Below are 15620 nucleotides of genomic sequence, written 5' to 3'. Positions count from 1 at the left end.
GTACGCACCCGCGGCGCCGCCGAGACGCGGCTGCCGCCCCATGAGCCCGCCTTCGTCGATTCGATGCGCCGCCGACGCCGGCTCCTCGGGCTGCCGATCCGACTCGACGGTTCGCCGCCCGGCCTGGAATTTGGGGGGACCGGCGAGGTCTCACCGCGGCGCGGCCCGACGCCCTCGTCGGCGCCGGACTATGCGCTCGAGCCGTCCCACGGGACCGGCTCCCGCCCTGCCCGGCGCCCGCCGACGTCGACCGCGTCGGTGACGTCGCCCTCGCCGAGCGACGTCGCGTTGGTTCCGCTCGCCCTAAAATGCTTCGCCGAGGCCAAAATGCACGGCCCACCGCTGCTGGCCCAGCGCATACTCGGAGTCATTGAGGCGCACGCCGAAGTCGAGACGAAAGGTGCCGATGGGCGTGGAGAGACGGGCGCCGGGCCCGGCCGAGTAGCTCAGGCGATCGAAGCGGAACTCGTTCCGGCCGGCGCGAACGTCACCGACATCGAGGAACGCGACCGCGGTCAGCATGTCCGTCAACTGGACGCGGGCCTCGATGTTGCCGAGGATCATCGTATTACCCCCGACGGGGATCGAGCGGCAGTCCGGGCCTCCGGGCGTGCACCCCGGCGGGAACACCTGCGGAGAGAGCCGCCGCAGACCCCAGCCGCGGACCGTATCGGCGCCGCCGAGGTAAAACCGCAGGTCCAGCGGAGCCCCTCCGCGAGGGCCGAACGGGAAGATCCATCCGAGCTCGATCCGGGCCGCGAACGTCAACCGTCGGTGCGGCGTCCAGTACAGGCGCAGGCTGGGGCGCACGCGGTGAGCGGTGAAACTTCCGCCGAGGCCGAAAAAATCGTACACGACCCCGAGGACCGCGCCGTTCTTCGGGCGCAGGATCGAGTCCGTCAGATAGATCCGCAGCGACGGCTCGATGTAGCTCAAGAAGTACGGGTCGCGAAAATCGAGGCCGAGGATCGTGTTCTGCGCGGAGAGCGTCGGAGAGACGTTGAAGAAGTCGACGAAGCGGAAGTTGTAGGTGAGCTCGGCCTCGACGAATCGGCTGAAGAACCGCGACAGGCCGGTTCGCAAGGTCGGGCTGTAGAACTGATACCCCTCCCAGATGCCGAGCTCGAACGCCGGCGTCAAGGTCGCGGTCGTGCGCTTCTCGATCAGCCCCTTCTGCCGGAAGCTCAGCTCGAGCTTCGCCACCGGGCCGTGCTCCCGCGGATTGAACAGGCTGGGCAATTCCGCGTAGCCGGCGCGCGCGTCGAGGTCGAACCGCGTGAGGTTGGCGCCGAGGTTCCGGTGCGTGTAGAGGAGGCTGGCGCGCTGCTCCCACCGCACCGGATCGAGGCCGAAGCCCGCGCCGAGCTTGATCGACTGGGGCCGCGTCGGCCGCACCTTGACCGTCAGATCGAGCACACCCGCCCCCGGTGGCCGGTCGCGGGTCTCCACCGTGACCGTGTCGAAGACCTCGAGGGCGTACACGGCCGCCTCGACCTTGCGGACGAGCTGCGGCGAGTACGGCTTCCCCGGGGCATAATCGACCTCATTGCGGACATACCGCTCGGGGACCCCTCCCAGGCCCTCGAAGCGGATCTTTCCGATCTTGAAGAAAGGTCCAGGGCGCACGACGAACAGGACGTCGGCGCCCACGCCGGGCACCACGGTGGCCGACTCGGCGACCTCGGCGTGGGCATAGCCGGCCGCCTGCAGGGTCTGTCGGAGGCTGTCGACCGAGCGATTGAGGGCGGGGACTTCGAAGGTCCTGTTTTCGCGGAGCTCGATCTGCCGCCGCAGCGCCGGCTCGCTGACCTTGCGATTGGGGGGACCGGAGGGCGGCCCGGCGGGAAACTCCAGGCGAACCCTGCGAACCGGCGTCGGCTCACCCTCCTGCACCACGACCTGGATCGTCACGGCGTCCCGCCGTCCCCACCGCCGGTGCCGTCGCCGCGGGGTCATCGAGACGACCCGGGCATCGTAGTAACCGTGAGCCTTGTAAACGGCCTCGATGCGCTCCGCATCGACGGGCAGGTTGGCCTCGAGGAACTCGTATCGATCCTTCCAGGGCAGCCGCGACGTCTCTCCCATATGCAGGTACCTGAGGAGCTCCCGCTCCTTGAAGCGTTTGACGCCGATGAACTGGACATCGGTGATGTCGGCGGTCGAACCGCGGACATCCTCGCGGTGAGCGCACGCCCCCGCCTCGAGCACCCCACCCGCGCAGCAGGCCGCGCACAGCCAACGGCCCGCGCGCCGGCGGGGCGACGCCCCGCGCTCCACCGCGTGCGGACGCTCGGATGCGCCGGCGGACGAGTTCGTCCAGGGGATTTGGGTCATGGCGGGTGCCGGCTTCCTTCGCTCCGCGGAACGCTCGGCCGAGCGATACCGCGACTCGGCCGTCTCGCAACCGTGCTCGCGCGCCCACGGCTCGAACCGATACCGGCGATCCGATCGCCCGCTACGGCGAAGAGGAATACGGCCCGGCTCGCCTGACTTCACGCGTGGTGCGCCGCGGCGGCGCGCTGCGCTGCCACGCCGGCCGTCTGGCTGCTCCGCGCGACGACGCCGAGGACCGCCGGACTGCGCGCACCGACCGCGATGACGAGCGCTCCGCCGAACGAATTTCCCCTGGTCTCGATTTCACGGAGCTCGCGGGCGAGAGCTTCGGTTTTTCGTCGGCCTTCACGGCCTCCGGGCGGAGGTCCCGAGCGGGTCGTCGGCGACTGGACTGACCAGCTCGATCAGGTTCGATCGCACCCGATGGATCACGAACCCGCTGCGCGGCAGCGTCGGCATGCGGGTGAGGTCGAAGCCGAGGTCCTGGGCGGGCACTTCATACTCCATGTGCCGGGTGAGGTAGAGGATCCCGATCTTCATCAACTCGACCGTCGCAGCCTCGCCGGCGCACCGGTGACCCGTATCGGGGTCGCCGCCGCCCTGCGGGATGAAGTCGAACGGGCTGGCGGTCCGCTGCATGAATCGCTCCGGCAAGAAGTCGTCGGGACGCTCCCAGCGCCGCGGGTCGCGGTTCGTGCCGTAGATGTCGAGCAGCACCAGCGTGCCCCTCCGGAATGCGTGGTCTCGCCAGACGAAGTCCTTGCGGACCCGCGCTCCGACGAACGGCGCGAACGGGTAGAAGCGTCGGACCTCGTGCGCGAACAGGACGGCGTGGTTCTCGGTGCCCTCGCGCACGAGTTCGCGAGCGCGCGGGTACTCGTGCAAGGCCAGGGCGGCGAAGGTGATGTACCGCGCGACGGCGACGATCGGGCGGATGAGGTTGATCAGCTCGACCGCCGCCGTTCGGGTGTCGAGCGGCGACCCGCCGGGTTCGACGTGCTCGGCGATCACGCGCAGCGCGGTCTTCCGGGCCGGGGAGAGCGTCTCGGCGCGCACCTGCGCGATCAGCCCGCCGATCCAGCGCTCGAGGCTGCGCCGGGCCAGGCGCCCACGCCAGTGGCGCAGACCCACCCCGCCGAATGCATCCACCAGCGCGCCGAATTGGCGAGCCCGCCGGCGCGCCTCGGATTCGTCGAGCGGCACCCCCGCCCACGCGCACGCCGTCCGGCACAGGATGTCCTCGACCTCCGGAAAGAGGACGACGCGGTCGGCCTCGGTCCAGCGATCCAGCGCGGCCCGCCAGAACTGCTCGTTGAGGTCGCCGAGGTCGCCCAGACGCTCCGGGCTGAGCAGGGACAGGAGCATCGCCTTGCGGTGCCTGTGCGCCGCGTCATCGAGCGTCTGGACGCCGCCGTCGCCGAACAAGGTCTTGCGGATCCGGCGCGGCACGGCCCCGGTCCGCTGGAAGCGCTCGCCGTCGTAGAACACCTCGGCGGCCGCCTCGCCGCTGATCCAGATCGCCTTCTCGCCCATCAGGCGGGCGCTGAAGATGTCCGTGGCGAAACGACGACACCGGCGCGGGATGAACAGGTAGCCCTCTCGCAGCAGCGCCAGCGTACTGTCGAAGCTCGGGTCTTCGGGGATAGGCGTGGTCGCGCGAGGCGACTGCTGGGCTCGGCCGCGATTCATCATCGGTTTCTCTGTTCTCTGTTTCCAAGATCGGAACCCGCGCAAGCCGACTGAACCGGGGCTGCGCCGGGCACCTCGCCGGGCCCGCTGCCGACGAGCTCAGGGCCGCTTGTCGCCGGGCCTGCCGCTCGATCGCGGATCCAGCTCCCACCGGCGCGCGTCGCGTTCGTCGAGGATCTCCGCGGGCGTCCGCAGCCCTTCGCCGGCCAGGCGGTCGTCATCCTCCTCGTCGAGCCCGGCGGCGCGGCCGATCTCGTCGACGTTGTTCTGGTCCGGCGTCGGATCGCTGGCGCCTGGAAGCTCTTCTCCCGAGAAGAGATTGTCGAGCGGGTCGACGTCCGGGTCGCCTGCGCGCAGCACGTCGTCCTGACCGGGCACCTTCTCCAGCGTTCGCTCGGGGTAGACGCCGCTGCGCAGCGTCTCCGCAGCGATCGCGGTCAGCGAGCTGTCATGCGGCGGCTCGACGTCCTCGTCACCCTCCCCCTCCTCGCCCTCGGTGACGAGCTCATCGGGGCTGGCGCCGTATTCGCGTACCGTCTTCTCCGCCAGCCGCTCCGGATCGGCGACGGGTTCGATTCTGGCGCTGCTTCTCCGCTTCTTCATGACGGCTCCTGCGCGATCCTTTGACTCGAGGCGAGGGCCCAGGCAAGGCGACGCCGCCGATCGCCGGCCGCCATGCTCTATCGGGCATGTCCTCTCGCACATGCTTGAAAGTTCACGAGGCGCCGCGCTCGCCCGGCGTCTTGTCGATCTCGGGGAAGTCGTACGGGCTGCCGCGGACGACCGGCGTCTCGTCGAAGTTGTGCTCCGGCGGCGGGCTCGGCGTCTGCCACTCGAGCGAGACGCCGCCCCACGGGTTGGCCGGGGCGCGCGGGCCGTACCTCAGCGACCACAGCCAGTAGATCAGGATCCAGATCAGGCCGGTGGCGAGGATCCACGAGCCGACGGTCGAGACCTGGTGCATCCGCTGATACTCCGGCAGGTACGCGTAATAGCGGCGGGGCATCCCCTGGTGGCCGAGGAAGAACTGGGTCATGAAGGTGAGGTTGAAGCCGATGAATACGAGCAGCGCGCCGACCCGACCGGCCCGCTCGCTGAACATCCGCCCGGTGATCTTCGGCCACCAGTGGTGCATCGCGCCGATGAAGGCGACGACGGTGCCGCCGACCATCACGTAATGGAAGTGCGCGACCACGAAGTAGGTGTCGTGGAGGTGGACGTCCATCGCCAGCGTCGACAACGCGATGCCGGTGAGCCCGCCGATCGTGAACGTCCACAGGAACATCAGCGCGTACAGCATCGGGGTGGTGTACTGGATGCTGCCCTTGTAGAGGGTGGCGAGCCACGAGAACACCTTGATCGCGGTCGGCACCCCGACGGCGAAGGTCAGCAGGCTGAACAGCACGGCGGCGACCTCGGACTGGCCCGAGACGAACATGTGGTGGCCCCAGACGAGGAACGAGATCACCGCGATCGCCACCGACGACAGCGCGATCGCCTTGTAGCCGAAGATGTGCTTGCGCGAGTGGACGGTGACGAGCTCGGAGATCATGCCGAAGCCCGGCAGGATCATGATGTACACCGCGGGGTGGCTGTAGAACCAGAAGAAGTGCTGGTAGAGCACCGGGTCGCCGCCCATCGCCGGGTCGAACACGCCGATCCCGAGCGTGCGCTCGACCACCAGCAGCAGCAGCGTGATCGCCAGCACCGGGGTCGCCAGCACCTGGATCACCGCGGTCGCGTAGGTCGACCACACGAACAACGGCATGCGGTTCCAGTGCATGCCGGGCGCGCGCAGCTTGTGGGTGGTGACGATGAAATTGAGGCCGGTGAGGATCGACGAGAACCCGGCGATGAACACGCCGAGCGTCGCGGTGGTCACCGCGGTGCCGGTGCTCGTCGAGTAGGGGGTGTAGAAGGTCCAGCCGGTGTCGACGCCGCCGACGAGGATCGCCGCGATCAAGAAGCACGAGCCGAGCGCGAAGATGTAGTAGGACAGCAGGTTGAGCTTCGGGAACGCGACGTCCTTGGCGCCGAGCATCAGCGGGAGGATGAAGTTGCCGAGCGTCGCGCTGATCGGGATGATGAACAGGAACGTCATCACCGCGCCGTGCAGCGTGAACACCTGGTTGTAGGTCTGCGCGCTCATGAAGTCCTGGTCCGGCGTGAACAGCTCGGTGCGCAGGACGAGCGCCAGGATCCCGCCGACGAGGAAGAAGAAGTTGGTGGTGACCAGGTACATGACGCCGATCCGCTTGTGATCGACCGTCAGCAGCCACGACAGCAGGCCGCGCTTGGCGTTGAGATAGTTCGGTGGTTCGCGCTCGGTGCTCAAATCGCTCATGGCGGACGCCGGCCTCGGGGCCCGTCTATGGCGCGATAACGCGCAAGCGACCACCCGCGCCGGGGAGGGCCGGACCGATGGGCCGCGGCCTCCGCCCGCACGCCCGCGGGCCTCCGCGCACCACGAGCTCGCGGAGCCTCCGCCGCGCCGGCTCGGTCCGCGCCACGTGGCCGGCGCGACCTCGCAAGGAGCTCGAGTCCGACGCCGACGCAAGCGGACCTGACCGCGACGCGCCGCGGTCGTCACGGCCCCCGGCCGCGCGCTCGCCCGATGCACCCGATCCGCGCGGCCGCCGACCCCCGCGAGGAGCCTCTCCGCGACCGCGGCGCCGCGCTCGGCGCCCGCGTTACACATGTCCCTCGAGACATCACGTTCGCTGCTGACGACAGGGGCGGCGCGTCGCCCCGCCGCGGCGCCGGTGCGACCCGGTCGCCGCGAGGCCGCCTGCGCGTCACCAGCCGAGGGCGACCAGCATGTACTCCGGGTCCTCGTGCGAGATGTACGTCGAGTACGAGCCGACGTCGTCGTACGGGAACCCGTACGCCTTGCCGTCGAGCCCGTGGTCGTTCAGGGGCAGCTCGCCGGCGCGCTGACGTACTGCTGGCCGAGCTCCGTCAGCGCACCCGATTCGCCGAGCAGGTCGACCGTCGGGGTCGCCTCCCAGCGCCCGCTGAACCACGCGTAGCGGGCCACCGACGGCTCGGCCTCGAGGTACTCGAGCGCCTCCTGCATGTATTGCTTCTGCACCGCGACCGACTTGTCCTCGGCGTCGAGGCACGAGAACTCGGTCAGCCAGATCGGCCGCTCGTACTTCTTCATCTCGCCGATGTACCAGGTGAGGGCGTCGCGCGTGCAGGCGTACCAGTGGACCGCGAGGTGGTCGACCCGGCAGCCCGGGCAGGCGGCGAAGAACTCGTCGAACCACTCGAACGGGTCGGTCTTGTTGCAGTCGCCTCCGCAGTAGTTGAGCGCCGGCGACACGATCTCGAGCCCGTGGGCGTCCGCCACCGCCTCGACCTGCGGCCACAACGCCGCCGCCTCCTGCGGCGTCAGGTCGGCCTGCGCGCCGAAGTTCGGCTCGTTGAACGCCAGCAGGTAGCGCGCGCCCTCCGGGATCGGCGGGTCCTGATCGAGCGATCCGCCGCCCCACAGCATCGGCACGAACTCGACGTTCAGGGCCTGATAATCGCCGACGTCCGGGTCGGGCGGGACCGCCCAGTTGTACCACCACGACACCCCCGGCGCGAGCGCGGCCAGGTCGGCGTGCGAATGATAGCCGTAGGCGATCCCTCGCTTGCACGACGAGCGGTCGACCCCGCCCGAATCGGTCGAGTCGCCCGGATCGGTGCCGGGCCCCTCGCCCGTGCTCGTCGGCGTCGCCGGTCCCGTCTCCGTCCCGCTCGCCGGGCCCGTCTCCGTCCCGCTCGCCGGGCTCGCGGTCGACGCGTCCGAGCCGCCGTCGCTGTCGCCGTCCCCCGGGGTGGAGCCGCAGCCGATCGCAAGCCCCAGCCCCAGCCACCATGTCCTGCGAATCATCATCGTCGTGTCCTCCGTCAATTCGGCAGACGCAGCCCGAGCGCCGCCGCGATCGCGGCCTGCGGGAGCGCCCCCGGCAGCGCCGGGAGCAACGGCGCGAGCGCCGGCGGGACCTGCTCGGGATGGACGATCGCCAGCTGGACCGTGCGCGACGCCGTGTCCATCAGGATGAGGAAATAGCGATAGCCGGCGATCGGCCGGCGGAACGCCGCGCCCGGCCCCTGGTCGGGCGTCGCCACCGCGCCCTCGGCCGCCTCGACGTTCTCGCCCTTGTCGATCAGGTCGACCTCCGGCCCGAGCTGCGACACGTCGCACTGAGCGCCGCACGGCCCCTCGCCGACGTAGCCGGCGTAGCCGAAGAAGTTGGTGCTGAACACGCCGAAGTTCTGGTACTGGTTGTTGTCGTTGACGACCTCCCACACGTTGAACTGGCCGCACCCGTCGCCGAGGTACCATTCATCGGGGTTCTTGGCGTAGCACTGACAATTCGAGAACGCCCCCGCGCGCACCAGCTCGCCGAGGCTCAGGCCGATCCACGGCGCGTCGTACCAGTTGCCGCTCATGTCGTCCGAGCACGGCTCGCCGACCTCCTCGGCGTTCGGCATGCGCGCCAGCAGCACGAACAGCTTCGAGCCGGCCCAGCCGTCGTACTGCGTATCGTCGGAGGCCGGGCAGAACGGCACGCTGCCCTCGCCGCAGGCGAACGGCGCCGCGGTCGAGACATTGACCAGACACTCGGTGCCGACCGTGCCGTGAAACCCCATCGATTCGGTCGCGTTGCCCTTGAACGCCAGCCCCTGCCCGTCCGCCGGCCAGCGCTCGTCCCAGCTCGAGGCCAGGGTCCACTGGTCGCCGCCGCCCGGCTGATACACCGCGAATTGCTTGAGCTGCAGCGGCCCGCGCAGCGTGAGGATCAGGTCCTCGTCCCACGGCGTCAGCGCGTCGCCGGCGACCTCGTGCTGCGCCAGGCAGCAGGTGTCGCTCTGGTACGCGTCGCACGGGCCGACGGCCGGGTCGCGCCGGCTCGGGTACCAGCCGGGCGCGCCGATCTGCTGGAACGTGATCGTGCCGCCGTGCGACGGCGCGTCGAGCTCGTCGGCGTCGAATTCGGCCGGCCCCAGCCCGTCGCCGCCGCCGGTCGGGTCATTGCCGACATCGGGCTTGGGCCCCCCGGTCGGGTCCTGGCCGGTGGGGTCCGCTCCACCCGTCGGATCGTCGGTCTCCGCGGTCCCGGTGGGGGGCTCGCCACCCGTCGACGGCACCCCGCCGGTCGGACCGTCGCTGCCGGCGCTGGTGGCCGTCGAGCCGCCCGGGCCCGCGGTGGTGCCGTCGGTCGGCTGCTCCGAGCCGCCCGGCGTACAGGCCAGCAGCGACGCGAGCGCGAGCGTGGCGTGAATCGAGCTTGACCGCCGCATCCTCGACCTCCCGAATGCGGCCACTCTACCGCGACCTCGGGCGGCGCATCCATCGCAATCGTCGCGCGCGCGCGAATGCATCACCCGCGCATACCGTGCAAACCACGAGGGATGCGACGCGTCCTCGTCCCCGCTTGCCGAAGGCCGTGCAGCTGTGCGCAGGCATGGGCCGCCGCCCGACAGGGGTTCCACGATCCGGGCCCGCGCACGAACCTCGACGCGCCGCCGAGCGACGGCACGAATCGCGACGAGGTCACGACGCACGCCACCGAGACGATGGATGTCTCGGGAATGTCATGAGTCGGCTCGCCGCGCTCACGGCTCGCTGGCCGCCAGCAGGCCCTCGGCCGTCGCCGGCAACCTCGCCGCGCCGAGCGGCGACCCGGCCACGATCAGGTCGCGACTGTCGGCCGTGAACGCCAGGTGCAGCGGCGCGTCGCCCTGCAGCCGCGCGACCGTCCCCGCGAACGCGCCGTCGCGCGCGTCCCACAGCCCGATCGCGCCGCTGCGATCGGCCGCGACGATCCGCGACCCGTCCGGCGAGAAGCGGGCCGACAGCGGGACCCAGCTCCGCCGCCCCTCGAGGCGCAAAAGCGGCGACAGATCGTCGGCTCGCCACAATCGCCCCGAGTGGCCCTCGTCGAGCGTCAGGATCGTGCTGTCGTCCGGCGAATAGACGGCCGACAGGATCATCGTCGAGCTCCCGGTCAGCTCGGCCAGCGTCTCGCCCGTGCGGGCGTCCCACGACTTGGCGTCGCCGCGCCAGCCGTGCGCGAACACCTGCGAGCCGTCGTTGCTGAACGCGACGTGGAGGATCGGGCTCTTCATGCCCTCGAGACGCACGCGCCGCTCCGGCGACCACGGGTCCACCAGCTCGAGCTGCTGCATGCTCGCGGGCAGCGCGATCTGCCCCGCCGGCGTGCCGCGCACCTGCCCGTACGGCAGCGGCGGCGCGTTCAACGGGTGCAGATCGCGGCAGTCCCGTCCTCGCTGATCGCCACCTGCGAGTTCATCCGCGCCGACGTCGGCAGCTCACCCAGCAGCTTCCCGTCGGGCAGCGACCACAACCACGCGTCGCCGTCGGACCCCGTGACGATGCGCGAGTTGTCGCGCGAGAACGCCGCCGCATGGCCCACGCGCGGCAGCGTCGCCACCCGCGCCCCGCTGACCGCGTCCCGCACGACCACCTCGCCGTCACCGCTCGCGGCCACGCGCGAGCGATCGGGCGACATGGCCACGAGCCCGCGCTCGTCGCCCAGCTTCGCGAGCACCGCCCCCGTGCGGACGTCGCGGCGCACCAGCCCCTCGTCCCCCGCGGTGACGAGCGCCCCGTCGACCGCGACGTCGAGCCCGGACACCCCCGCGAGCTCGACCAGCATGCGCCCGCTCGCCGCCTCCCACAGCCGCGCGCGCCTGTCCTCGACCCGCGTCGCGATCACCTCGCCGCCCGCCAGCCAGTGGGCGTCCTCCACGTACGCGCCATCGCCCGCGCCGAGCGTCGTGATCGCCCGCGGCGCCATCATCGCCGCCGCCAGCGCCCGGCTCGCCGCCGCGACCGGCCCGCCGGTGCGCAACGCCTCGCCCAGCGCCGCCCGCGCGACGGCCCGCGCCTCGTCGGTGCGATCGGTCTCTTCGGACATGTCCTGCGCGCGCAGGATCGACGTCTGGAGCCGCTGGGCGTCGACCACCGCCTGGCGCTCGAACGCGATCCGCTCCGCCTTTTCGGCCTGCGCCGCCGCCTCGCGCTCGGCCTGCTCGGTGCGCGCGCGCTCCTCCGCCCGGGTGCGGGCCTTCTCGACCGTCAGCCACGTCAGCGCCGCGCCGGCCGCGAGCGCGAGCCGCAGCCCGGCCATTGCCACGCGGTGCTCGCGGGCCCACAGGCGCGCCCGCTGCGGCAGCGAGTACGCGTGCGCCGCCACCATCTGGCCGGCGTTGAAGCGCCGCAGGTCCTCGGCGAACGCCGCCGCGTCCGGGTAGCGCTCGTTCGGCGCGCGGGCCATCGCCCGGTGGGCGATCGTCGCCAGCTCGGCCGGGATCGCCGGGTCGAGCCGGCGCAGATCGGGCAGGCTGCCGGCCAGCACCTGCGCCGCCAGGCCGGGCCCCGTCACCGCCGCGAACGGCGGCTGCCCGGCCAGCACGTGATAGAGGATCGCCCCGAGCGCGTACACGTCCGAGCGGACGTCGACCACCTCGCCGGCCGCCTGCTCCGGCGGCATGTAGCGCAGCGTCCCGAGCACCGTGCCCGCCTGCGTCATGTCCGAAGCGCCATGGTCTTCTGGACCTGTGCCTTCGGACATGTGATTTTCGCCCGCCGTCAGGTCCTTGGCCAGCCCCCAGTCGATCACCACCGTCTCGCCGAAGCGGCCGATCAGCACGTTGGCCGGCTTGAGGTCGCGGTGCAGCACCTTCTGGTCGTGCGCGTAGGCGATCGCGTCGGCGACCGCGATCACGTGCTCGACCAGCCGCAGCCGCTGCGGCAACGTCGTCGCCTGGCGGATCTTCGCGTCCAGGCTCTCGCCGTCGACCAGCTTCATGCAGTAGAACGGCTCGCCGGTGGCGCGCCAGCCGAGGTCGTACAGCGGCACGATCCCGGGGTGCTGCAGCCGGGCCGTGATCGCCGCCTCGAGCGCGAACCGTCGCTGCGCGTCGGGGCTGTCGCGCAGCAGCTCCTTGACCGCGATCACCCGCCCGAGCCGCCGGTCCTCCGCGCGGCGGATCACCCCGATCCCGCCGGCCGCCAGGGCCTCGCGGAACACGTAGCGCTGCTCGTCGGCGACCTCCGGCAGGGTCGTGGGCGCGGGGCTCGGGTCGGGCTCGTCGGTCCGCGTCACCGACGGCTCGGCGAGCGAGGACACGCGGGCGAGCAGCCGGTCCTGGGCGCGGCGGACGATCTCGGTGGGCGGGGCAAGGTGGGGAACGGGCATGGCGAACTCCTCGCCGGTGGTGTGTCCGCAGCCGGGATTTCTGATCCCCGCCGCGCGCGGGTCGGCGTCGCTTTCGTCGCGGCGGCCTCACTGCTCGGGCGCGCGCACCCGCCCGAGGTGGGCCTGCAGCTTGCCGTAGATGCTCTGCATGCAGCTGTCGAGCCCGTGGACGCTGGCGTCGCGCAGCGCCGGGTCGGCGACCAGGCGCTCGACCGCCTCGCGCAGGCGCGTGCGGGCGCGTTGCAGCCGGCGCGCCACCGTCGGCTGCGGCGCCTCGAACAGGGCCGCCAGCTCGGCCTGCGTCAGCCCCTCCCAGTCCTTGAGCTCGACCAGGATCTGGTCGTCGAGCGGCAGCGATCGCAGCGCCTGGACGACGATGAACTCGAGCTCGCGGTCGGCGAACAGCGCCGTCACCGAGCCTTCGGTCGCCGGGTCGATCGCGCTGTCCTCGGCCGGCTCGAACCGCTTGCCGTGCCGCTGGCGCCGGCGGATGTGCGCCACCAGCACGAACCGGGCGATCCCGTAGACGTAGGCGCGGAACGGGCTGTCGCCGCGGAACGCGTCGCGACGGCGGACCACCACCTCGAACGTCTCCTGCGCCAGGTCCTCGCACGCCGCCGCCTCGGCCTTGCCGTAGAAGAAGCGATAGATCGCCGCGTAATAGCGGGTGATGAGCTGCCGCCCCGCCTCGGCGTCGCCGCCGCGCCATGCCTCGAGGAGCGCCCGTTCGTCCACCCGCGCAGTCTAGCGCGAGCCCCGTCCGCGCGCGAGCCTCCCGGCGCGACCACGGGGCCGGGCTCCGGCGCCCACCGATCATTCCTCGCCCGCCGAGACACTGCCGTCAATCGCCGCGATCCATCGCTTTGCCCGATTCATCACACTCATTCATGGCACTTCCCCCCGGGCGGGTCCCTGCCCGCAGCGGCGGATCGCGGCTGCCAGCGCGTCGGCCACGGTCGCGAACGTCTCGGCGCGCGGGGCCGTGCCCTGCTCGACCAGCGCGTCGGCCACGGCGGGGCGGACCCCGCTGACGAAGCAATGCACCCCGAGCAGCCGCACCGCGTGGAAGATCGCGTGCAGTCGATCCGCCGCCGCCACCTCGATCGTCTCGAGCCCGGTCATGTCGAGGATCGCCACGCGGGCGCGGGTCTCGACGATCACCTCGAGCAGCTTCTCGCACACGTGGGAGAGCTGCTGCTCCTCGAGCGTCCCGGCCAGCGGCACGGCCAGCACGTCGCGCCAGATCCGGAGCACCGGCGCCGACAGCCGGAGGATCTGCGCGCGCTGGCGCTCGATCTCCTCCACGCGCTGCTGCAGCTCCGCGTTGCTCTGCTCGAGCGCGGCCGCTCGCGCCGCCGCCACGCTGCCGAGGTGTTCGCGCTCGCGGGCCACCAGGCTCTCGAGCACCGGCCCCGCCGTGCGCAAGAAGCTCCGCGCCAGCGCCACCAGGCGCGGCGAGAACGCGGCCGCGCGCGCGTGGACCCCCAGCAGGATGGCCGTCCCGCGGCTCGTGCGCAGCGGCAGCATCAGCGCCGCGCGGACCTCCGGCACCGCCGCCAGCGGCTGCAGGTCGGGCACGCGGCCCACGTCGAACACCGCCGCCACCTCGCCGCCCTCGACGCGCCGCATGAACCCGCCGGCGGGCAGGCGCACCGAAGCCAGCGCCGGGTTCGTCGCCGTCGCCGCGCGGTACGTCGCGTCCGCGTCGGGCACCAGCGCTGCGCCGGCCTCGTAGCCGAACACCGGCGCCAGCACCTCCAGCAGCGCCGACTCGGCCTCGGGCAGCGAGCGCGCCGTCGAGGCCGCGCCGACCCCGGTCAGCAGCCCCTCGGCCTCGCGCCGGCGCTCGCGCTCGCGGTGCAGCGCTTGCTCGAGGTGGGCCACCGTCTCGCGCAGCAGTTCGTCCTCTCGCGACACCTCCGCTCCTATGTGCGCACCAGCGCGGTGACCGAGATCATCAGGTTGCCGTGGCGGTTCTCGCCGCCGACGAAGCACCCCTGCTCGCCGAACGTGAAGCAGCCGATGAACGGCGCCCCGCCGAGCGCCGCCCGCACTTCGGCCGCGATCGCCTCGAGCTCGGCGCGCACCGCCAGCATGCAGCCGGCGCACATCACCACCAGCGCCCCCGCGACTGCCTCGGTGCCCACGCCGGCGAGCGTCAGCGCGTCGGCGGCGACTCGCGCCGTGCGGGTCGCCAGGGCCTCGTACGTCCCGTGCATCAGCACCAATTCGTCGCCGACCTCGAAGCTGGCGAACAGCTCGATCCCCTTGTCGGGCCGGACCACCGTCGGGTGCGCCAGGCGATACGACGCCACCTCGCCGATCCCGCCGACCCGTCGACCCAGCGGGAACATCGTCGATTCGGCCAGCACGTTGCCCCCGGCGCGCACCCCCGGCAGCGCGCCGCCGGTCCACCGGTCGTAGACCTCGGCCGCCGGCGTCCCGTCGATCTCGAGGATCGTCCGCTCGTGCGCCCGCGTCACCTTGCCGTGGCGCAGCGTCGGCGTGTATCCGCTCTGGAACGCCGAGACCACCCGCCCCGAGGGATACAGCACGCTCACCGCCACCGCGGCCGCGTGCGTGCCCGACCGCGTCCATTGATACCACCGGCCGGCGATCGCGTCGTCGGCCGCGCTGCCGCCGACGATCGGCACATCGGGGCCGAGCACCGCCTCGATCCCGGCGATGCACGCCTCCTCCTGGCCCGGCGCCGCCGTGATCCACACCAGCATCGGCACCTCACCCGGGCGGCGGGCGTCGTCGATCGCCGCCGTCACCGCCTGCTCGGCCGCCGCGCGCGGGTCCGCGCCCAGCTCCGCCGCCCCGACCCCGAACGCCCCCGCCGGATCGCGGACGCCGAACAGCGCCAGCCCGCCCTCGTGGACCCCCGCGTCCGTCATCACCGACCCGCACGAGCTGCTGCCGTGGACCGCCGCCGCCCCGAGCTCGACCAGCGCCCGGCGCACCGCCTCGCCGGCGTGCGCCTCCGTCGATTGCGCGAACAACCAATCCGGCGGCCCCCCGAGCGCCTCGACCACCGCCGCGTACGCCGCCCTCGCCGCCTGCGAGGTGTCCCGCTCGACACTGTGAGCACTCGCTGTCCGCATGGCGGCGATGTTACTACAGAAGGCCACTGCCGGGTCCCCGGCAGACATTCGCAGGCCGCGACATGTCCGCGGAATCACGCCTCGCCCGAGCCGCGTCGACCTCGGCCTACATCGTCCTCGCGGGGCGCCCGGCGACCTACGAACTCGGCTTCGCCCGAGGGTCCCCCCATTCATCACGACCCGGCGCGGCGGACGGCGCGCGTCAATGTCGAATCGTGGCCCGCCGACCACAATCCTCGCAGATGTCCCCGAGGACAGCTCGCGTCGCGCC

11 protein-coding genes are annotated in these 15620 nt (G+C 71.9%); all 11 read right to left on the bottom strand.

From position 1 onward, the window contains the following. Nucleotides 1-303 precede the first annotated feature (303 nt). Nucleotides 304-2496: a BamA/OMP85 family outer membrane protein gene (locus NAEX_RS35905; RefSeq protein ID WP_143140728.1), complete on the bottom strand. Its 2193-nt coding sequence runs from the start codon at nt 2494-2496 to the stop codon at nt 304-306. Nucleotides 2497-2679: 183 nt separating this feature from the next. Beyond that, on the bottom strand, nt 2680-4026 hold the full coding sequence (locus tag NAEX_RS35900; protein ID WP_245913877.1) for a cytochrome P450: 1347 nt from the start codon (nt 4024-4026) through the stop codon (nt 2680-2682). Nucleotides 4027-4122: 96 nt separating this feature from the next. After that, a complete protein-coding gene (locus tag NAEX_RS35895; protein ID WP_096331975.1) occupies nt 4123-4626 on the bottom strand; it encodes a DUF6335 family protein in 504 nt (167 codons plus the stop codon). 112 nt (nt 4627-4738) lie between these two features. Continuing rightward, nucleotides 4739-6367, bottom strand: a complete 1629-nt coding sequence (gene ctaD, locus NAEX_RS35890) for a cytochrome c oxidase subunit I (RefSeq protein ID WP_096331974.1) — start codon at nt 6365-6367, stop codon at nt 4739-4741. 567 nt (nt 6368-6934) lie between these two features. Further along, a complete protein-coding gene (locus NAEX_RS35885; RefSeq protein ID WP_143140727.1) occupies nt 6935-7906 on the bottom strand; it encodes a glycoside hydrolase family protein in 972 nt (323 codons plus the stop codon). 14 nt (nt 7907-7920) lie between these two features. After that, on the bottom strand, nt 7921-9318 hold the full coding sequence (locus NAEX_RS35880) for a DUF2403 domain-containing lipoprotein (RefSeq protein ID WP_096331972.1): 1398 nt from the start codon (nt 9316-9318) through the stop codon (nt 7921-7923). Between the two features lie 315 nt (nt 9319-9633). Further along, on the bottom strand, nt 9634-10278 hold the full coding sequence (locus tag NAEX_RS35875; RefSeq protein WP_096331971.1) for a WD40 repeat domain-containing protein: 645 nt from the start codon (nt 10276-10278) through the stop codon (nt 9634-9636). Continuing rightward, entirely contained in the window at nt 10275-12242 is a 1968-nt protein-coding gene (locus tag NAEX_RS35870; RefSeq protein WP_096331970.1) for a WD40 repeat domain-containing serine/threonine protein kinase, read from the bottom strand. Before NAEX_RS35870 ends, NAEX_RS35875 begins: the two co-directional genes overlap by 4 nt. An 87-nt stretch (nt 12243-12329) precedes the next feature. Beyond that, a complete protein-coding gene (locus NAEX_RS35865) occupies nt 12330-12977 on the bottom strand; it encodes an RNA polymerase sigma factor (RefSeq protein ID WP_096331969.1) in 648 nt (215 codons plus the stop codon). 150 nt (nt 12978-13127) lie between these two features. Then, nucleotides 13128-14159 (bottom strand): STAS domain-containing protein, encoded by a 1032-nt coding sequence (locus NAEX_RS35860; RefSeq protein WP_096331968.1) that lies wholly within the window; start codon nt 14157-14159, stop codon nt 13128-13130. A gap of 8 nt (nt 14160-14167) precedes the next feature. Then, a complete protein-coding gene (locus NAEX_RS35855) occupies nt 14168-15349 on the bottom strand; it encodes an FIST signal transduction protein (protein WP_170136287.1) in 1182 nt (393 codons plus the stop codon). Between the last annotated feature and the right edge of the window lie 271 nt (nt 15350-15620).

Source organism: Nannocystis exedens (genome assembly GCF_002343915.1).
Taxonomy (GTDB): Bacteria; Myxococcota_A; Polyangia; order Nannocystales; family Nannocystaceae; genus Nannocystis; species Nannocystis exedens.
Note: the sequence above shows the minus strand (reverse complement) of the source record. Positions and strands in the feature narration are given on the sequence as shown.